This is a genomic window from Rhizobium sp. K33 (genome assembly GCF_056501445.1).
On record NZ_CP096478.1, the window covers coordinates 4,067,346 to 4,085,900 of the forward strand.

The following is an 18,555-nucleotide window of genomic DNA, read 5'->3' on the forward strand; positions in this document are numbered from 1 at the left end:
CTTTCCTGAGCTCAGTAGGAACTCTCCAGGCTGTATCGACTGCCGGGATAGAGAAGCCGCACCGACGTCACCAGCCGGTCACCTGACCAAGTCCGTCGGCGAATCTGGAGGCAGGGTTCCGATTTGGCAATGGCCAGCAACCGGCATTCCCAAGGCTGTGGTAGCACCGCCTCAACGAACTGCTCGGCGCGCGAGATCGGCGCGATAGCGCTCAGATAGGCGTTGGGCGTGATTGCCCGAAAATCCTGATCGAGATAGGCGGGCGCAAGTTCGGCATGGACGAAGCGATCTTCCAGCTGGATCGGCAGATCATCTTCCTTGTGCACCATGACCGAGTGAAAGGCGGATGTTCCCGCCTCCACTTCCAGCCGGTCGGCCAGATCGTGATCGCAGACTTCCGCCTGCATGAGCACTATCTCAACGGAGTGCTGGCCGCCGCGCTCGGCAATTTCCTCGGCGATGTTGCGCACGTCGCTGACATTGGCCCGGCGCTTCTTCGGTGCAACGAAGGAGCCGCGCCCTTGGACGCGGATAATCACGCCTTCGCTGGCGAGTTCTCTCAGCGCCCGATGCGCCGTCATCCGGCTCACTCCCAGCATATCCACGAGCTCATTTTCGGAGGGGATGCGGAAATTGATCGGCCATTCGCCGCGTTCGATGCGCGCCTTGATCTCGGACTTCATCTGCTCGTAGAGCGGCGTATCCTGACCTTCGTCGGGAAGCGCAAAGCCTGGTTGATCATCGGACATGCTGGTCTATCCTGCTGGTGGCGAAGCGAATGTGGTGTCGCGGCGCGGCGGTCATTCCCTTATCGCTTGAGGCCTTCACGAGGCAACCTGTTCAGGGGCTGCCGCCATGTCCAAATCGGAAGCAATCTCGATGGCATAGAGGGCGCAATCCGCTCCGACGGGCGTAACGGTGAGTTCGAACGGCATCGGCTCGCAGATCAGGACATCCCCGAGCCCGACATCCGTTCGCACGCTATCCATCGTAACCGTCGCATCGCCACGAAAGACGATCGCAACGGTGTCCTTGGACATCGAAAGCCTCTGCGCAGCTCTGACGTCGATCCTCGTCATGCGATGGACGACAACCCCGCGCCGGCTCATGACGTTGAGATCGAGCGTTTCTTCACCCAGACAATCCGCCTGAACCTCGGCATTGCCGGAGAACGCGAAGGGCGGCGAGTCCACGAGAAGCGGCGGCTCCCGCCGCCCATCGACCGTCAACTGCATGCCGTCGCCCTCCAAAACGGCGATCGTCCTGTCGATCCCGGGAAAGACCGAGAACGGACCGGAGGCACCGACGGTGGCCAGGCTGATCCGCCAGCCGAACCCGCCGGATCCATCCGAAGCCGGCCGGGAGATCACCTCGCGGGTGATCCCGAGCCCGTTCTTCCAGGGCATTTTCAGGTGCTCGCCAAAGCGCTGGATGCGGAGGGACATGGGGCCGGTGGTCTTTCTCAATTGCCGAGAATGCCGGGCAGACGCAGACCCTTTTCCTTGGCGCAATCGAGCGCGATGTCGTAGCCCGCATCGGCATGGCGCATGACGCCGGTTGCCGGGTCGTTCCACAGCACCCGTTCCAGCCGCCGTGCGGCATCATCAGTGCCATCGGCGCAGATGACCATGCCCGAATGCTGGGAAAAGCCCATGCCGACACCGCCACCATGATGCAGCGAAACCCAGGTCGCTCCCGAGGCGCAGTTCAGAAGCGCGTTGAGAAGCGGCCAGTCGGACACGGCGTCGGAGCCGTCCTTCATCGCTTCCGTCTCGCGGTTCGGCGAAGCGACAGAGCCGCTATCCAGATGGTCACGGCCAATCACGACCGGGGCCTTGAGCTCGCCATTGCGCACCATCTCGTTGAATGCAAGGCCCAGCTTGTGGCGATCGCCGAGGCCGACCCAGCAGATGCGCGCCGGCAGGCCCTGGAAGGCGATGCGTTCGCGGGCCATGTCCAGCCAGTTGTGCAGATGCTTGTTGTCGGGAAGCAGCTCCTTCACCTTGGCATCCGTCTTGTAGATATCCTCCGGATCGCCCGAAAGTGCGGCCCAGCGGAAGGGGCCGATGCCGCGGCAAAACAGTGGGCGGATATAGGCCGGCACGAAGCCTGGGAAGGCGAAGGCATTCTCGAAGCCTTCTTCCTTGGCGACCTGGCGAATGTTGTTGCCATAGTCGAGCGTCGGAATGCCCCTGTTCCAGAAGTCGACCATCGCCTGCACATGGGTCTTCATCGAGGCGCGGGCGGCAACTTCCACCGCCTTCGGATCGCTCTCCTGCTTCGCCCGCCATTCGGCGACCGTCCAGCCGACCGGCAGATAGCCGTGGATCGGATCATGGGCCGAGGTCTGGTCTGTCACGATGTCGGGGCGCACGCCACGGCGCACAAGCTCCGGGAAGATTTCGGCGGCATTGCCGAGCAAGCCGACGGATTTCGCTTCGCCCGCCTTGGTCCATTGGTCGATTAGGGCAAGCGCCTCGTCCAGCGTATGCGCCTTGGCATCGACATAACGGGTGCGCAGGCGGAAATCGATGCGGGTCTCGTCACATTCGACGGCAAGGCAGCAGGCGCCGGCCATGACGGCGGCGAGCGGCTGCGCGCCACCCATGCCGCCGAGGCCACCGGTCAGGATCCACTTGCCCTTGAGATTGCCGCTGTAGTGCTGACGCCCGGCCTCCACGAAGGTCTCGTAGGTGCCCTGCACGATGCCTTGCGTGCCGATATAGATCCACGAGCCGGCGGTCATCTGGCCGTACATGGCGAGACCCTTTTTATCCAGCTCGTTGAAATGATCCCAGGTCGCCCAATGCGGCACGAGATTGGAATTGGCGATCAGCACGCGCGGTGCATCCTTGTGGGTGCGAAATACGCCGACCGGCTTGCCCGACTGGACGATCAGCGTCTCTTCTTCCGTGAGCGTCTTCAGCGTCTCGACGATCCGGTCGAAATCATCCCAGGTACGGGCCGCCCGGCCGATGCCGCCATAGACAACCAGCTCGTGCGGCCGCTCGGCAACGTCAGGATCGAGATTGTTCATCAGCATGCGCAGCGGCGCTTCCGTCATCCAGCTCTTGGCATTGAGTTCCGGACCGCGGGGTGCGCGAACGTCGCGGATATTGTGTCTGGGATTGCTCATGGTCCTCGCTCCTCAGCGTTTCAGTTCGAGCGCGATGGCTTCGATGGATGTCAAAATGTCCTTGAGATGTCGTCGCAGCGCCTCGGCCTTCCCGGCGTCATAGGCGAAGGGTGGTGCTTCGGTGGCCAGATGCGTGATCTGCGCCAGTTCCATCTGAATGGCGTGCACCCCGGTGTCGGGCTGCCCGTAATGACGGGTCGTCCAGCCACCCTTGAAGCGGCCGTTGACCACAGACGTGTAACCTTGAGCCCGACCGGCGATCTCGGCGGCGGCTTTCTCGATCGCCGCATCGCAGGTGCGGCCCATATCCGTGCCGATATTGAAATCCGGCAGGGGCCCTTCAAACAGGAAGGGGATGAGCGAGCGGATCGAATGGCAGTCGTAGAGCACCGCCACGCCATGGACCGCCTTCACGCGCTCGATCTCGGTTTTTAGTGCCGCATGATAGGGCTGATGGAAGCCTGCCAGCCGATCGGCAATGTCCTCGCTCGTTGGTTCCTCGCCGCTTTTCCAGATGGCGACCCCGTCGAAATCCGTTTCCGGCACAAGTCCGGTGGTGTTCTGCCCCGGATACAGGCTCACCCCATCAGGATCGCGGTTTGCATCGATCACGTAGCGATGGAAGGTCGCCCTGACCGTCGTCGCATCCGACAGCAGCCCGGCATAGAGGTCGTGGATATGCCAGTCGGTATCCGCAAGCAGCTGTCCGTTCTCGTTGAGGCGATCCCAGATCGCAGGCGGCACGTCCGTGCCCGTATGCGGGAAGGCGAGAATGACGGGTGAGGTGCCTTGCTTGACTTCGAAGACGGCCATGTCACCCCTCCAGCTCCGGCAACAACCCGGCGGAAACGGCCGAAACCAGCGTCCCGTCCGCCACCAGGCGACCGGCGGCCTCGAGATCGGGTGCCATGTAACGGTCCTCCTCCAGGGTAGCGACATGGACACGCAAGGTGGCGATCACTCGTCGCAGTTCCGGGCTCGTCGTCAGGGGCTCGCGGAATTCCACGCCCTGGGCGGCCGTCAGTGCCTCGATGCCGATGATCGAGAAGAGATTGTCGGTCATCTGCAGCAGGCGCCGCGCGCCATGGCAGGCCATCGAGACATGGTCTTCCTGATTGGCCGAGGTCGGAGTCGAATCGACCGAGGCCGGATGCCCCATCTGCTTGTTTTCGCTCATCAGTGCCGCCGACGTAACTTCGGCGATCATCAGGCCGGAGTTCAGCCCCGGCTTCTTGGCGAGGAAGGCCGGCAGACCGTAAGAGAGAGCCGGATCTACCAACAAGGCGATACGCCGTTGTGCGATGGCGCCGATTTCGCAAACGGCAATCGCGATCTGGTCGGCGGCGAAGGCCACGGGCTCCGCATGGAAGTTGCCGCCAGAGACGACGCTCATGTCGGAGAGCACGAGTGGATTGTCGGTGACGGCATTCGCTTCGATTTCGAGCGTGCGGCCTGCCATGCGCAACAGATCGAGGCAGGCACCGTCGACCTGCGGCTGGCAGCGGATGCAATAGGGATCCTGCACGCGCTCGTCGCCTTCCAGATGACTTTCCCGGATGACGGAGCCTGCAAGCAGTCCGCGCAGGGCCGCTGCCGTATCAATCTGACCCTTGTGACCCCGCAGCGTGTGAATGTCGGCGGTGAACGGCGCCGACGAGCCCATGGCCGCATCGGTCGAGAGCGCGCCGGTGATCAGTGCTGCCTGTGCGGCACGATGGGCGCGGAAGAGGCCGGCCAGCGCCAGCGCTGTCGAGGCCTGCGTGCCGTTGATCAGCGCCAGACCTTCCTTGGCCGCCAGCACGACGGGTGTGAGCCCCGCGCGCTTTAGCGCCTCGGCGCCGGAAAGCCGCTCGCCATGATAGAAGGCCTCGGCCTCGCCCATCATCACGGCCGCCATATGCGCGAGCGGTGCAAGATCGCCGGATGCGCCGACGGAGCCCTTTTCCGGAATGAGCGGCGTGACACCCTTGTCCAGCATGCCCTCGATCAGCCGCACGAGCTCCAGGCGGACGCCGGAGGCGCCGCGACCGAGCGAGATCAGCTTCAGCGCCATGATCAGGCGCACGATATTGTCCGGTAGGGGCTGGCCCACGCCACAGCAATGCGACAGGATCAGATTACGCTGCAGCGTCTCGGTGTCGGCCGCGTCGATCTTGATCGAGGCGAGTTTGCCGAAGCCGGTATTGATGCCGTAGACCGGCTCATTGCCGGACGCGATCTGAGCGATCCGCGCTGCAGCCTTCTCGATGCCGGCATCGAAGCTGCGGTCGAGCACGGCACTTTCGCCACTCCAATAGATCTCGGCCAGTTCGGCGAGAGAGACGCGGCCGGGGTGAAGCGTAATGGTCACGACAGAATTCCTTTGGTGATGTGGCCGTTCCAGATGCGCTGATGCAGCGGATTGAAACCGATGCGGTAGACCAGCTCCGCCGCGCTCTCGACCGACCAGAGGGCAAGATCGGCCTGCTTTCCGACCTCGATGGTCCCGACCGTATCGAGACGCCCGAGCGCGCGTGCGGCATTGCGGGTCACGCCGAGAAGGCATTCCTCGACCGTCATGTGAAACAGCGTGGCCGCCATGTTCATGGTCAGCAGCAGGGAGGTCAGCGGCGAGGTGCCCGGATTGCAGTCCGTGGCAAGCGCCATGGCCGTTCCATGCTTACGGAAGAGCTCGATCGGCGGCTTCTTCGTCTCGCGGATGAAGTAATAGGCACCGGGCAGCAGCACTGCGACGGTCCCGGCCCGGGTCATCGCGGAAGCGCCGTCTTCATCGGTGTATTCCAGATGGTCTGCCGAGAGCCCCTGATACTCAGCTGCAAGGGCTGCCCCATGCAGGTTCGACAGCTGATCCGCATGCAGCTTCACCGGCAGTCCAAGCGACCGCGCCGCATCGAAGACAAGCCGCATCTCATCCGGCGAAAAGGCAATGCCTTCGCAGAAGCCGTCCACCGCCTCGACCAGTCCCTCCGCGTGGGCCGCCTTTAGACCCGGCAGCACGACCTTCTCGATGAAGGCGAGATTGCGTCCCTTGTAGTCGGCGGGCGTTGCATGCGCTCCGAGATAGGTCGTGGTGACGGCGACCGGACGCTTCTCGGCCAGTTGCCGTGCGGCGCGCAGCATCTTGAGTTCGTCTTTGACGGTCAGCCCGTAGCCGGATTTGACCTCAACGGTCGTCACACCCTCGGCGATCAACGCATCGAGCCGGGGGAGCGTTTGCGCGACAAGCTCCGCCTCGCTTGCCTCGCGCACCTGGCGCACCGACGAGACGATCCCGCCGCCGGCGCGTGCGATTTTTTCATAGGAAGCGCCAGCAAGACGCATCTCGAATTCTTTTGCCCGGTTGCCGGCATGCACCAGATGCGTATGGCAATCGATGAGGCCAGGCGTCACCCACCGACCCTCGCAGTCGATCACCTCGGCGCCAGCGGGGACTGCGATCTCGTTCGCCGCACCGACGGCGACTATCCGCCCGCCCTCGATCACCACCCTGCCATTCTCGATTATGCCGAGCCCGGGCCGGTCAGGCGCCATGGTCGCCAGTCGGGCGTTGCTGAGTACGATCGTCATGCGCCCTCGCTTTCGGACCAAGCGGCCGTGGTCTTCAGGAGTGTCTGGATCTGCTGGATACCGCCGTTCAGGGGCCGATCGTCCCGGTAGAAGGGCACCGTCTGGCGGATCCGCTCATAGATCCGTTGCGTCATCGCAGCCTTGGCCGCCTTGGAAGACTGCAGGTCATGGGCCTGCGCGGCGGCGGTCAGCTCTATGGCAAGTACGGTTTCGAGATTGTCGAGGATGGCGAGCGCCTTGGCCGCAGCCGGCGTCGCATGGGTCAGGATGTCTTCCTGCAGACCGGAGGTGATGCCACCGTCGAGGCTTGCCGGCATCGCCAGCCGGCGGTTTTCCGCCACCAGCGCTGCCGCAGTATACTGGATGATCATGAAGCCGGATTCGACACCGCTACCCGAGGCGAGGAAGGCCGGGAGGCCGCTCACCAGCGGATTGACCAGCCGGTCGATCCGTCGCTCGGAAATGGCGGTAAGTTCGGCTGCGGCCGTCGCCAGATGATCCATCGCAAGCCCAAGCGCTGCCCCGACAGCATGCGCCTGCGAATGCACTTTCGGGTCATCAGGTGATCCGCTGACGGCGGGATTGTCGGTGACGCTCGCAAGCTCGCGATCCACCACCGCACGGGCTTCCGCGAGCGCATCGCGCACCGCGCCATGCACATGCGGCACGGCCCTCAGGCTGAGCGGATCCTGCGTCCGCTTGCCCGCAGATTCAGCCAGAAGCGCGCTCCCGGCCAGCAATGTCCGCAAATTTTTCCCGACCTGCTGCAGGCCATCGGACTTCCGCAGGGAAAGCGGCAGTTCCGCAAATGGGTCTGTCTGCGCGCCGAGGTTCTCATAACTCATCGCGGCGGAGGCATCTGCCCAGTCGACGAGATGCGCCAGCCGGGAGACGGCAAGAGATGCCAGACCGGTGGCGCAAGGTGTGCCGTTGATCAGGCTCAAACCTTCCTTCGCCTGGAGCACCAGCGGCTTCAGACCGAGCACTGCCAGCGCCTGTGCGCCCGATAATTGCTTGCCGTCATGACGGCATTCCCCGGATCCAATCAGCACCAGCCCGATGGCTGCGCCATGCGTCAGGTAACCGACCGAACCCCTCGACGGGATGACCGGAAGCATGTCGTTGTTCAGGAGGGCGACGAGCGTCTCGACCACCTCGAGCCGGATGCCAGAATAGCCATGGGCGAAATTGGCGATCTGGGCCGCCATGATCGCGCGTGTTTCGACCCGCCCGAGCGGTTCACCGACACCACAGGAATGGCTGAACAGCAGATTGCGGGAAAGCGCCGCTTGCTCTTCCCGGTCGATGACCACGTCGCAGAGCGCCCCGACACCGGTATTGATGCCATAGCCACGGATGCCCTGGTCGACCAAGGCCTCGACGATCGCGCGAGCATCGCGAATCCGCTGCCGAGCCGTGTCGCTCAAGGCCAGCCGCGCGCCTTCCGCAATCGCAGCGATCGCATCTGATGTCAGAACCGTATCGAGAGTGATCATCTGCCCCATCAGGCGCTCCGTTTGCTAAAAACAATTCGCCGGCTAATGAAATTCATTGCAGGATCCTCTTCAGCGCAAGAGTGAAGTCTCTGTCGATACGCTCTTCGTCTCGGTGGCGACCCTCCTGAACCACGAACTCTCCACGAACCATGACGTCGCGCACAGCCTTGCTGCCGAGTGCAAAGATCCAGCGATCTATAAGCTGGTCGTCCTCGGCCGTGGCGATGAAGGGGTTTGCGCCGTCGAGGACGACGAGATCGGCGCGCGCGCCGACGCGGATACCGCTCGTCTTGAGACCCGTAGCCTGAGCCCCGCCGGACAGGCTGGCATCGATCAGCGTGCGGCCGACCGAGGCTCCGGGACCGGACACAAGCCGGTTGCGGCGCCGGTCGCGCAGTCGCTGTCCATATTCGAGCACGCGCAGTTCCTCCGCCACGGAGGTCGCGATGTGGCTGTCCGTGCCGATACCGAACAGCCCGCCCTGGGCCAGGAACTCCGTTGCGGGATAGATCCCGTCGCCGAGATTGGCTTCGGTAGCCGGGCAGAGCCCCGCGACCGCACCGGACTTTGCCAGCCGCACCGTTTCCTCCGTGGTCATGTGCGTGGCGTGGATCAGACACCAGCGGTCGTCCACCGCAAACTCGTCGAGCAGGTAGCTGACGGGTCGGCGCCCACTCCAGGCGAGGCAATCCTCCACCTCCCGCTCCTGTTCGGCGACATGGATGTGGATCGGTCCGCCGGTTTTCTCTGCCGAGAGCACCGCCCGCATTTCCTCCGGCGTCGCCGCCCGCAGCGAATGGATGGCCATGCCAAGGCGCACATCGGCAGACGCACATGCAGGGGCCAGCCGCTCGAGCAGGGCAAGAAAGCTGTCGACGTAATGCAGAAACGGTCTTTGCCCGTCATTCGGAGCCTGCCCTCCAAAGCCGGAATGGGCATAGAAGACGGGCAGATGTGTAAGACCTATGCCGGTCGTCTCGGCCGAGCGCAGGATACGGCTCGACATCTCGAAGCCGTCTGACCTGCCCACCTCGGCAAGGGCATGGTGGAAATAATGGAATTCGGCGACATGGCCGAAGCCGCCTTTTAGAAGTTCACTATACAACTTCGTCGCCACGGCTTCGACATCGTCAGGCGACATCTGCCCAACCAGCCGATACATCGTGTCGCGCCATGTCCAGAAGCTGTCATCGGTCGAGCCCGCGATCTCGGCGAGACCCGCCATGGCGCGCTGAAAGGCATGAGAATGCAGGTTCTGCAGGGCCGGAACGACCGGGCCGGACATCCTGACCAACTCTGGGCCAGGGGTTGCGCCGCGCTCGACCGAAACAATGGTGCCTGTCTGATCGATCCCGATCGCCACATCGCTCGCCCACCCCTCAGGGAGGAGCACATGTTCGCAAAAGAGACTTTGGGAAGCTCGCATCTCGAAACCTTCGCAAGTTGTATATGCAACATGGCAGGTTCAGAGTGAGGACGCAAGGGGCAGTCAGGAAAACGCGTCGCTGTCTGCCGTTCCGAGCAAAAAGTCAGCCAGCCATCGAAACGGCGCTGGCGGGTGCCGCCGAGGGGCGCGCAAGGGAAGCCAGTTCGTCCCGATGCCGCATCATGGCTTTGAGCAGCGCGTGATCGCGCGCCAGTGCGGCCTGACGCGCCGGGGAGGGAGCAAAATGGGCCATGGCAAACCGCATCTCGGCTCCGGCCGTAGCGGCATCTTCAAAGGCGCCGCCAGCCACGCCCGCATGCAGTGCGCAGCCGAGCAGCACGGCATCGCAGTCAACGGGTACATGCACATCACAGCCTGTCGCATCCGCATAGAGCTGGGCAAGAAGCGGATGATCCGCCAGTCCCCCCGCCAGCAGAAGCTGCCTGGGGATGCCGGCGCGGCTCGGCTGATGCGCGATGATGTGGCTGATGCTGCAGGCGAGCGCGACACAGCTGCGCCAGTAAAGTTTCAGCAGCGAGAGCTCGCTTCGATCGAGATCGAGACCCGCAACGATACCCGTCAGCAGAGGATCGGAGACAGGCGATCGGGTCCCGTGCAGATCCGGGAGCACGCTGATCGGCAGGCCGAAGTCGGGCCCTTCGGCCTCGAGCCGCACGGCAATCGCATCGAGGATCGACCTGTGTCTTGCCTTGGTCGGCGTTCCGCCGGCCGGATGCAGCGTGACGATATGGTCGAGAAAGGCGCCGGATGCGGATTGTCCGGCTTCCGTCAGCCAAAGCCCCGCTATGGCAGCATCGCGAAATCCGCCCCAGCATCCGGGTCCTGACACCGGCTCCTGAGACAGGCGGACAATGCAGCTCGATGTCCCTGCAATCAGCACCGCCTCGGCCGTCAGCGGCCGCTCCGGGCGTTGGCCAGCGGCGTAAAGACCGACAGTGCCGGCATAGGCATCGATTAGCCCTGGGGCGACGAGGCACTGCGTGTCCAGTCCGAGTTCCGCCGCGCTTTCGGGACTGAGCCTACCGATCGTCGTGCCAGGTGGCTGGGATCGTTCGGGCAGTCCCGCGCGCTCCAGCACATCCCCGAGCCCGATTTTCCGGTAATAGTCCATCGGCGGAGAACCCGGCGCTTCCGGGGTGTAGCCCCATTTGGAAGCAAGGGGCGAGTGGCTGCGTGCGGATGACCCCGTCGCCCGCCAGGTGAGATAATCGCAAAGATCGAAGATCTGTCCGCAGGCCGCCCAGAGATCAGGCTTGTGGGTCTTCAGCCAGAGCAGCTTCGGGATCTGCATCTCGACCGAAAGCCGCCCGCCGAAGCGGTCCAAGAGGGGATCGGCAATGGAATTGCAGATCTCCGTCTCTTGGATCGCCCGGTGATCCATCCAGAGGATCGTGTCGAGCCCCGGCGAACCGGTGTCGGAGACGGACAATGGCGTCCCGTCCTTGTCCCTCACCACCAGGGAACAGGTGGCGTCGAACCCCATGGCGAGAACGCCTTCCGGAGAGACACCGCTTTCGGCAAGCGCGGCCTTCACTGAGGCGCAGACGGCAGACCAGATCTCTTCGCTGTTCTGCTCCATGTGTTTGGGGAGGGAATGATAGACGCTGATCGGCACGACACAGCGGGCCAGCTGGCGACCGCTGAGATCGAACACACCCGCCCGTGCACTGCCTGTGCCAACATCCACGGCCAGAAGGTGGTTACGCATTCGTCAGATCTTCCGGTCTCCTCACTCCGAGGACAAAGTGGAGCAAATTCTCCATGGCGTCAAACTGCGCGTCCGGCTGAAGCTGTGCCAATGTCTGCCGGTAGCTCGCATGACGGGTGTGGGACCCGCCGGTAAAGGCAAACACGCGCATCCCGGCCGCCTGAGCCGCGCAGATGCCGGCCGGACTATCCTCGATCACCAAACAGTCTTCGGGGGCAAAGCCCATCTCCGACGCCGCATGCAGAAACAGATCCGGTGCCGGCTTGCCGTTTTCAACCATCGTCGCGCTGAAGATATGGGGTGCGAGCTTGGGCAGGAGTCCCGTGACGGAGAGCGAAAGTTCGATCCGTTCCCGCTGGCTGGAGGAAGCGACGCAACAGGCGACATCGGACGCCTTCAGGGCATCGATCAAGCCCGCGACACCCGGAAGCGGCTTCAGTTCGGCGCGAAAGCGCCCATAGAGCGCTTCCCGCATGCCGGCGAGAAAGGCGGTATCGATCTCAACCGCGAACTCGGCCAGAACAGCCTCTGCCAGAGATCCAAGGCTGCGTCCGAGAAAGCGCTCAGCCGCTCCATCGACCGTCAGCGGAATACCCTTTTCGGCCAGGGCCGTGACCAGAACCTGCAGCGCGATCCCTTCGCTGTCGACGAGAACCCCGTCACAGTCGAAGATCACAAGGCGGATCGGCTGCGGGTCCATGGTCACTCAGCTGGCAAGGGTTCCGTCGATATAGCGCTGGAGGGTAGCGGCGGTCCCGTTGCTCCGCAAGCTGTCGATCGCTTCGCGGTACCGCTTCTGGAAGCGGGCATCGGTTCCCACGGCACCGAAGATATCGGTCATACCGATAAAGGCCTGAGGGTCGGTGCGGGACGCAAGCGCGGCGGCATGCAGCCGATCGGCACTCGGATCGTTGAAGGCGATCGCCTTGCCGCCATCGCTCGTGCCCTCGAAATAGCGGCACCAAAGCGCCGAGACCAGCGCCAGGCCCTGCACATCCAGTCCCTTGGCCAGCCGGTCGGCCGTCGACGGCAAGATGAATTTCGGTTGCCGGTTCGAGCCATCCTGCGCCAGGCGCGGGATCGTGTCTCCAATCTTCGGATTGGAGAAGCGGTTTTCGATCAGGGCGAAATAGTCCTGCAGGCTGGTGTTCGGCACGGGTGGGACGACCGGAATGATGTCCTCGTTCTCGAGCTTGGAGAGAAAAGCCCGGATCAGCGGGTTCTCCATCGATTCATGCACGAAGTGGATGTCCATCAACGCTGCCGGATAGGCGATCGCGGCATGTCCGCCGTTCAGGATCCGGAGCTTCATCAGTTCATAGGGCGCGACATCGGGCACGAAAGTTACGCCCACGTCTTCGAGCGCCGGGCGCCCGAGCGGGAATTTGTCTTCCAGCACCCACTGCTTGAAACCCTCGCAGAAAACCGGCCAGCCGTCCTCGATGCCGTAGTTCTCGCGGGTCATATCGATCTCGCGCTGGCCCGTGGCAGGCGTGATTCGGTCAACCATCGAATTCGGGAAGGCCACGTTGTGATGGATCCAGTCGGCGAAGTCCGGATCGGACAGACGTGAGAGACCGCAGATCGTCGCTTCGGTGACCTCGCCATTGCCCGGGATGTTGTCGCAGCACATCACCGTGAAGGCCGGGATGTTGGCCTCCCGGCGCGCCCTCAGGCCGGCGATGATCAGACCGAAAACGGTTTTGGGATGTGTCGGATCCTGGGCGTCGGCAACGATCGCAGGGTGTGTCGGATCGAATTTGCCGGTGGCGGGATCGATGAAATAGCCGCCTTCCGTAATCGTCAGCGAAACGATGCGGATATCCGGCGAGGCGAGTGTCTCGATGATGCGGTCGAAATCCGGTGCCGTGATCACGTCGAGCATCGGCCCGGTGATGGTCGCCGCCGAACGATCGATGTCCTGCTCCACGACCGTCGTGAGGAAATCCTGCGCCTTCAGCGTAACGCGCATGCGCTGGTCCGACGCCATCACGCCGGCACCGATGATCCCCCAGTCGAGATCGCGGCCCTTGTTGAAGAGCTCGTGCAGGTAGATCGCCATATGCGCCCGGTGAAAATTGCCGACGCCAAAATGCAGGATCCCGGGACGGATCTGCTCGCGACGATAGGAGGGCAGGGACGCCCGGTCACCGATGTCATCAAGAGTTGCAAGCGAGAGTTTGGTCGTCATGGGTGCATTCCTTGGCTTGGGGCCGCAAGAGCCGTCAGCTCATCCAGTTTCCGCCGTCGACATTGTAGGTCTGGGCAACGATGTAATCGGCTTCCGCCGAGGCGAGGAAAATCGCCATGCCTGTCAGGTCTTCTGCCCGGCCCATCCGGCCGAACGGGACCGCTTCTCCGACGAGCTTCTTCTTCTCGCCGCGCGGCCGGTTTTCATATTTGGCGAAGAGAGCATCGACGCCGTCCCAGTGCTCGCCGTCAACGACACCGGGTGCGATGGCGTTGACGTTGATGCCGTGCTTGATGAGATCGAGACCCGCCGATTGCGTGAGCGAGATGATGGCGGCCTTGGTGGCACAATAAACGGCCACCAAGGCCTCGCCCCGCCGCCCCGCCTGGCTTGCCATGTTGATGATCTTGCCGCCCTTGCCGCGGGCAATCATAGACTTGGCCGCGGCCTGCATCATGAAGAGCGAGCCGGCGACATTGATGGAAAACAGCTTGTCATAGCTGGCGCGGCTGATCTCCACGATCGGGGCGAGATCGAAGAGTGCGGCGTTGTTGATCAGGATGTCGAGGCCACCGGTCCGCGCTTCGACGGCCGCGACGGCCGCTTCGATCGAGGCCTGATCTGTCACATCGAGCGCGATCGCATAAGCTTGCGGACCGATCTCGGAAGCCGTCTTTTCTGCGCGTGCCAGATCGATGTCGGCGATGGCAACGGTTGCACCTTCACGCACATAGGCTTCGGCGAAGGCGCGGCCAATGCCTCTGGCAGAACCCGTGATAAGGGCGGACTTTCCCGACAAACGCATCGTCATTGTGCCAGACCCTCGGCATTGAACTTGTGCATGCGGTTTTCGTCCGGTGTCGCATAGACGGTATCGCCATGGCGGACCGGCATCTCGCCGCTGCAGCGCGCGGTGATGGTGCCGACGCCTTCGGTCGCGATATGCAGGAACGTGTCGGAGCCCAGATGCTCGGCCACGGTGACCGTCCCCTTCCATGCGCCTTCCGTGGTTGAAAGCGTCATGTGTTCAGGCCTGATGCCGATCGTGTGGGCACCCTTTTCCGCAGCCTTGGGACCGGAAATGAAGTTCATCTTTGGCGAGCCGATGAAGCCGGCGACAAACAGGTTGCGCGGGCTGCGATAAAGCTCGAGCGGCGAGCCCACCTGCTCGATAAGGCCCTTGTTCAGAACGACGATCTTGTCGGCCATGGTCATGGCCTCGACCTGGTCGTGCGTGACATAGATCGATGTCGCCTTCAGCTTCTGGTGCAGCTCGGAGATTTCCAGACGCATGTTGACGCGCAGCGCCGCATCCAGGTTGGACAGCGGTTCGTCGAACAGGAAGCATTCCGGCGAACGGACGATCGCGCGGCCGATGGCAACACGCTGGCGCTGGCCGCCGGAAAGATTACGCGGCTTGCGATCGAGGTAGTCGGTGAGGTTCAGGATCTTGGCCGCTTCCTCGACCTTCCGGTTGATCTCGGCCGGATCGACCTTTGCCATCTTCAGCGGGAAGCCGATATTCGAGCGCACGCTCATATGCGGGTAAAGGGCGTAAGACTGGAACACCATCGCCAGACCGCGCTGAGAGGGAGCCTTGTCGGTCGCATCCTTGCCGTCGATCAGGATCTTGCCGCCCGAGACATCTTCGAGGCCGGCGATCAGGCGCAGCAGGGTCGACTTGCCGCAACCGGAGGGGCCGACAAAGACCGCGAATTCGCCATTGTTGATCTCGAGATCGATGGAGGGGATGACCGTGACTTCGCCGAAAGTCTTCGACACGTTCTGAAGTGTGATGCTACCCATCTTCTTGTTCCTTACTTCACAGCGCCAAAGGTGAGGCCGCGGACGAGTTGTTTTTGGCTGAACCAGCCGAGGATGACGATCGGAGCAATGGCAAGCGTTGAGGCTGCCGAGAGCTTCGCCCAGAACAGTCCCTGCGGGCTGGAGAAGGAGGCGATGAAGGCCGTGAGCGGCGCTGCATTGGTGGTGGTCAGACGGATCGTCCAGAAGGCTTCGTTCCAGGCCAGGATCACGTTGAGCAGCATGGTGGAGGCAATGCCGGGCACGGCCATCGGGGTCAGCACGTAGACGATCTCGTTGAGCAGAGATGCACCATCCATCCGCGCCGCTTCCAGGATCTCGCCGGGGATTTCGCGGAAATAGGTGTAGAGCATCCAGACCACGATCGGCAGATTGATCATCATCAGCATGACCGTCAGGCCGATCCGCGTGTCGAGCAGGTCGAAGTCGCGGAAGATGAGATAGATCGGCACGAGAACGGCGACCGCCGGCATCATCTTGGTGGAGAGCATCCACATCAGGACGTCCTTGGTCCGCTTGGTCGGCGAAAACGCCATCGCCCAGGCGGCCGGAATGGCGATCAGAAGCGCCAGCACGGTCGAGCCCACAGAAATCACGACGGAGTTCATGAAGGGTTTGAAATAGTCGCGCTGCGTCTGGACGGTGACGTAGTTTTCCAGCGTGAAGGACGGCAGCAGGTCGAAGCCCTGGATTGCCTCCGTCTCTGTCTTGAGCGACGTGATGATGGTGTAGAGGATCGGGAAGAAGATCACCAAGGCGATCAGCCAGGCGAATACAGTGAAGGCGATCTTCTTTTGCGTGGATGCAGCGCGAGCCATGTCTGGTCTCCTCAGCGGTCGAGGTTCTTGCCGACCGCGCGCATCAGGAAGAATGCGACGATGTTGGCGAGGATGATGGCGATGATCCCGCCGGCCGAGGCTCCGCCGACGTCATAGCCGAGAAGCGCGGTGCGGTAGATCAGGAAGACCAGGTTGGTCGAGGCATATCCCGGACCGCCATTGGTCGTGACCAGGATTTCCGCATAGACACCCAGCAGGAAGATGGTCTGGATCAGCACGACGACCGTGATGGCACGGGCCAGATGCGGCAGGGTCAGATAAATGAACTGGTTGATGAAACCGGCACCGTCCATCTCGGCCGCTTCCTTCTGCTCGCCATCGAGGGACTGCAGCGCAGTGAGCAGGATGAGCGTGGCAAAGGGCAGCCATTGCCAGGCCACGATGACGATGATCGAAAACAGCGGATACTGCGCGAACCAGTCGACGGGCTGGAATCCGAAGAACCGGTTGATGTCGGCAAGCACCCCATAGCCCGGATGCATGATCATGTTCTTCCAGACCAGCGCGGCGACCGGCGGCATGACGAAGAAGGGCGAGATGATCATGATGCGCACCAGACCCTGGCCAAACATCGGCTGGTCCAGGAGAAGCGCGATGGCGATGCCGCCGACGACGGTGATGAAGAGCACGCCGCCAACCAGCACCAGCGTGTTCCAGATCGACTGGAAGAAGGCCGGGTCGCTGTAGAAGAAGCGGTAGTTGAACAGGCCTGCGAAGCTCACATTGGCCGGGTTCAGGAGATTGTAGTTCTGGAATGAGAACCAGAGCGTCATTGCGAGCGGCACGATCATCCAGATGAGGAGAAGGCCGACGGAAGGCGCCATCATCAGACGGGCAAGCGTCCGGGTGTTTTGCGTAGCCATGGGTTTTGATCTCTTGCTAGAGGCCAGCGCTCCGACATGGGGCGCACGGGCTCACTCTCCAGACGAAGGCTTAATCCGGCAAGGCCGGGCGGGGCCATCGCACCCGCATCAAGGGCTTGTGGGCGCCGCCCGGACCAGAGGGCCCGGACGGCATCTCCGGGAGGATATTACTTGATGTAACCACCGCGGGTCATTTCGCGGACCGAGGCCTGCTGGGCCTGGGCCAGGGCGTCATCGACCGACATCTGGCCAGCGAGCGCTGCCGAGAAGAGCTGACCGACGGTGGTGCCAAGACCCTGGAATTCCGGGATGGCGACGAACTGGACGCCGACATACGGGACCGGCTTGACGGTCGGGTTCTTCGGGTCAGCCGCATTGATCGAGTCAAGCGTCATCTTCGCGAAAGGCGCTGCCTTCTGGTATTCCGGGTTCTCATAGAGAGAGGTCCGCGTACCCGGAGGAACGTTGGCCCAGCCTTCCTTGGAAGCAACGAGCTCCGCATACTGCTTGCTGGTTGCCCAGGCGATGAACTTCTCGGCCGAAGCAGCCTTCTGCGAACCGGCCGGGATGGCGAGGTTCCAGGCCCAGAGCCAGTTGCCGCGCTTGCCGAGACCCGTATCGGGAGCAAGGGCGAAACCGACCTTGTCGGCAACGGTGGAGTCAGCCGGGTTGGTCACGAAGGATGCAGCGACCGTGGCGTCGATCCACATGCCGCACTTGCCCTGCTGGAACAGCGCCAGGTTTTCGTTGAAGCCGTTCGACGATGCGCCCTGCGGACCAGCGTCGTTCATCAGCTTGACGTAGAAGTCGAGCGTGTTCTTCCATTCGGGCTGGTCGAACTGCGGCTGCCAGTTCTCGTCGAACCAGCGTGCGCCGAAGGCGTTGGACGTGGCCGTCAGGAAGGCCATGTTTTCGCCCCAGCCGGCCTTGCCGCGAAGGCAGATGCCGTTGATGTCGTTGGCGCGGTCCGTCATCTTGCGGGCAGCGTCAGCCACGAATTCCCAGGTCGGGGCGTCGGGCATGGTCAGGCCAGCCTTCTCCATCAGGTCCTTGCGGTACATGATGAAAGAGGATTCGCCGTAGAACGGAGCGGCATAGAGCTTGCCGTCTTCGCCCGTCAGGCCGGAGCGGATAGCCGGCAGCAGGTCGTCGACGTCATAGTCGGCGCCAAGATTATCGAGCGGCAGAAGCCAGCCCTGCTTGGCCCAGATCGGAACCTCGTAGGTGCCGATGGTCATGATGTCGTACTGGCCACCCTTGGTGGCGATGTCCGTCGTAACGCGTTCGCGCAGGACGTTTTCTTCCAACGTGACCCACTCAACCTGGATGTCGGGGTTAGCCGAGGTGAATTCCGACGTCAGACCCTGCATGCGGATCATGTCGCCATTGTTCACGGTAGCGATGGTGAGGGTTTCAGCCGAGGCCATGCCGGCGAGAGCCAGCGCTGAGCAGGCGCCCAGCAGAATCGTCTTGAAGTTCATGTC

At 62.8% G+C, this 18,555-nt stretch carries 16 protein-coding genes; all 16 read right to left on the reverse strand.

Features of this window, described 5'->3' with window-relative positions; all coding sequences use genetic code 11:
• Positions 1–11: 11 nt before the first annotated feature.
• The gene (gene hutC / locus M1E12_RS19560; protein WP_479562976.1) at positions 12–749 is read right to left on the reverse strand and encodes a histidine utilization repressor; all 738 of its coding nucleotides are present in this window, start codon (positions 747–749) and stop codon (positions 12–14) included.
• A 75-nt stretch (positions 750–824) separates the two neighbouring features.
• Positions 825–1,445, reverse strand: a complete 621-nt coding sequence (locus tag M1E12_RS19565; RefSeq protein WP_479562977.1) for a HutD/Ves family protein — start codon at positions 1,443–1,445, stop codon at positions 825–827.
• A 17-nt stretch (positions 1,446–1,462) separates the two neighbouring features.
• The gene (gene hutU, locus M1E12_RS19570) at positions 1,463–3,136 is read right to left on the reverse strand and encodes a urocanate hydratase (protein WP_136539768.1); all 1,674 of its coding nucleotides are present in this window, start codon (positions 3,134–3,136) and stop codon (positions 1,463–1,465) included.
• Positions 3,137–3,148: 12 nt separating this feature from the next.
• Positions 3,149–3,949 carry an N-formylglutamate deformylase gene (gene hutG, locus M1E12_RS19575; RefSeq protein ID WP_479562978.1) on the reverse strand — a complete coding sequence of 267 codons (801 nt, stop codon included), beginning with the start codon at positions 3,947–3,949 and terminating at the stop codon, positions 3,149–3,151.
• Between the two features lies 1 nt (position 3,950).
• On the reverse strand, positions 3,951–5,486 hold the full coding sequence (gene hutH, locus M1E12_RS19580) for a histidine ammonia-lyase (protein WP_479562979.1): 1,536 nt from the start codon (positions 5,484–5,486) through the stop codon (positions 3,951–3,953).
• Positions 5,483–6,703, reverse strand: a complete 1,221-nt coding sequence (gene hutI, locus M1E12_RS19585; RefSeq protein WP_479562980.1) for an imidazolonepropionase — start codon at positions 6,701–6,703, stop codon at positions 5,483–5,485. The genes hutH and hutI overlap by 4 nt, the downstream gene beginning before the upstream one ends.
• Positions 6,700–8,208 (reverse strand): HAL/PAL/TAL family ammonia-lyase, encoded by a 1,509-nt coding sequence (locus tag M1E12_RS19590; RefSeq protein ID WP_479562981.1) that lies wholly within the window; start codon positions 8,206–8,208, stop codon positions 6,700–6,702. The genes hutI and M1E12_RS19590 overlap by 4 nt, the downstream gene beginning before the upstream one ends.
• A gap of 43 nt (positions 8,209–8,251) precedes the next feature.
• Positions 8,252–9,625: a formimidoylglutamate deiminase gene (gene hutF, locus M1E12_RS19595; RefSeq protein WP_479562982.1), complete on the reverse strand. Its 1,374-nt coding sequence runs from the start codon at positions 9,623–9,625 to the stop codon at positions 8,252–8,254.
• 103 nt (positions 9,626–9,728) lie between these two features.
• Positions 9,729–11,354, reverse strand: coding sequence for an FGGY family pentulose kinase (locus tag M1E12_RS19600; protein WP_479562983.1), 1,626 nt, complete (start codon positions 11,352–11,354; stop codon positions 9,729–9,731).
• Positions 11,347–12,054, reverse strand: coding sequence for an HAD family hydrolase (locus M1E12_RS19605; RefSeq protein ID WP_479562984.1), 708 nt, complete (start codon positions 12,052–12,054; stop codon positions 11,347–11,349). The genes M1E12_RS19600 and M1E12_RS19605 overlap by 8 nt, the downstream gene beginning before the upstream one ends.
• 6 nt (positions 12,055–12,060) lie before the next feature.
• A complete protein-coding gene (locus M1E12_RS19610) occupies positions 12,061–13,545 on the reverse strand; it encodes a mannitol dehydrogenase family protein (RefSeq protein ID WP_479562985.1) in 1,485 nt (494 codons plus the stop codon).
• A 34-nt stretch (positions 13,546–13,579) separates the two neighbouring features.
• A complete protein-coding gene (locus tag M1E12_RS19615) occupies positions 13,580–14,356 on the reverse strand; it encodes an L-iditol 2-dehydrogenase (RefSeq protein WP_479562986.1) in 777 nt (258 codons plus the stop codon).
• Positions 14,353–15,351, reverse strand: a complete 999-nt coding sequence (locus M1E12_RS19620) for an ABC transporter ATP-binding protein (RefSeq protein ID WP_479562987.1) — start codon at positions 15,349–15,351, stop codon at positions 14,353–14,355. The genes M1E12_RS19615 and M1E12_RS19620 overlap by 4 nt, the downstream gene beginning before the upstream one ends.
• An 11-nt stretch (positions 15,352–15,362) precedes the next feature.
• Positions 15,363–16,187 carry a carbohydrate ABC transporter permease gene (locus tag M1E12_RS19625; RefSeq protein ID WP_113458103.1) on the reverse strand — a complete coding sequence of 275 codons (825 nt, stop codon included), beginning with the start codon at positions 16,185–16,187 and terminating at the stop codon, positions 15,363–15,365.
• An 11-nt stretch (positions 16,188–16,198) separates the two neighbouring features.
• On the reverse strand, positions 16,199–17,071 hold the full coding sequence (locus tag M1E12_RS19630; protein WP_113458104.1) for a carbohydrate ABC transporter permease: 873 nt from the start codon (positions 17,069–17,071) through the stop codon (positions 16,199–16,201).
• A 167-nt stretch (positions 17,072–17,238) separates the two neighbouring features.
• The gene (locus M1E12_RS19635) at positions 17,239–18,552 is read right to left on the reverse strand and encodes an ABC transporter substrate-binding protein (RefSeq protein ID WP_479562988.1); all 1,314 of its coding nucleotides are present in this window, start codon (positions 18,550–18,552) and stop codon (positions 17,239–17,241) included.
• Positions 18,553–18,555: the final 3 nt, after the last annotated feature.

Excerpts from the sequence above, each read along its gene's own strand:
- hutC (WP_479562976.1), bottom strand. The coding sequence starts at position 749 with ATGTCCGATGATCAACCAGGCTTTGCGCTTCCCGACGAAGGTCAGGAT.
- M1E12_RS19565 (WP_479562977.1), bottom strand. The coding sequence starts at position 1,445 with ATGTCCCTCCGCATCCAGCGCTTTGGCGAGCACCTGAAAATGCCCTGG.
- hutU (WP_136539768.1), bottom strand. The coding sequence starts at position 3,136 with ATGAGCAATCCCAGACACAATATCCGCGACGTTCGCGCACCCCGCGGT.
- hutG (WP_479562978.1), bottom strand. The coding sequence starts at position 3,949 with ATGGCCGTCTTCGAAGTCAAGCAAGGCACCTCACCCGTCATTCTCGCC.
- hutI (WP_479562980.1), bottom strand. The coding sequence starts at position 6,703 with ATGACGATCGTACTCAGCAACGCCCGACTGGCGACCATGGCGCCTGAC.
- M1E12_RS19590 (WP_479562981.1), bottom strand. The coding sequence starts at position 8,208 with ATGGGGCAGATGATCACTCTCGATACGGTTCTGACATCAGATGCGATC.
- hutF (WP_479562982.1), bottom strand. The coding sequence starts at position 9,625 with ATGCGAGCTTCCCAAAGTCTCTTTTGCGAACATGTGCTCCTCCCTGAG.
- M1E12_RS19600 (WP_479562983.1), bottom strand. The coding sequence starts at position 11,354 with ATGCGTAACCACCTTCTGGCCGTGGATGTTGGCACAGGCAGTGCACGG.
- M1E12_RS19605 (WP_479562984.1), bottom strand. The coding sequence starts at position 12,054 with ATGGACCCGCAGCCGATCCGCCTTGTGATCTTCGACTGTGACGGGGTT.
- M1E12_RS19610 (WP_479562985.1), bottom strand. The coding sequence starts at position 13,545 with ATGACGACCAAACTCTCGCTTGCAACTCTTGATGACATCGGTGACCGG.
- M1E12_RS19615 (WP_479562986.1), bottom strand. The coding sequence starts at position 14,356 with ATGACGATGCGTTTGTCGGGAAAGTCCGCCCTTATCACGGGTTCTGCC.
- M1E12_RS19620 (WP_479562987.1), bottom strand. The coding sequence starts at position 15,351 with ATGGGTAGCATCACACTTCAGAACGTGTCGAAGACTTTCGGCGAAGTC.
- M1E12_RS19625 (WP_113458103.1), bottom strand. The coding sequence starts at position 16,187 with ATGGCTCGCGCTGCATCCACGCAAAAGAAGATCGCCTTCACTGTATTC.
- M1E12_RS19630 (WP_113458104.1), bottom strand. The coding sequence starts at position 17,071 with ATGGCTACGCAAAACACCCGGACGCTTGCCCGTCTGATGATGGCGCCT.
- M1E12_RS19635 (WP_479562988.1), bottom strand. The coding sequence starts at position 18,552 with ATGAACTTCAAGACGATTCTGCTGGGCGCCTGCTCAGCGCTGGCTCTC.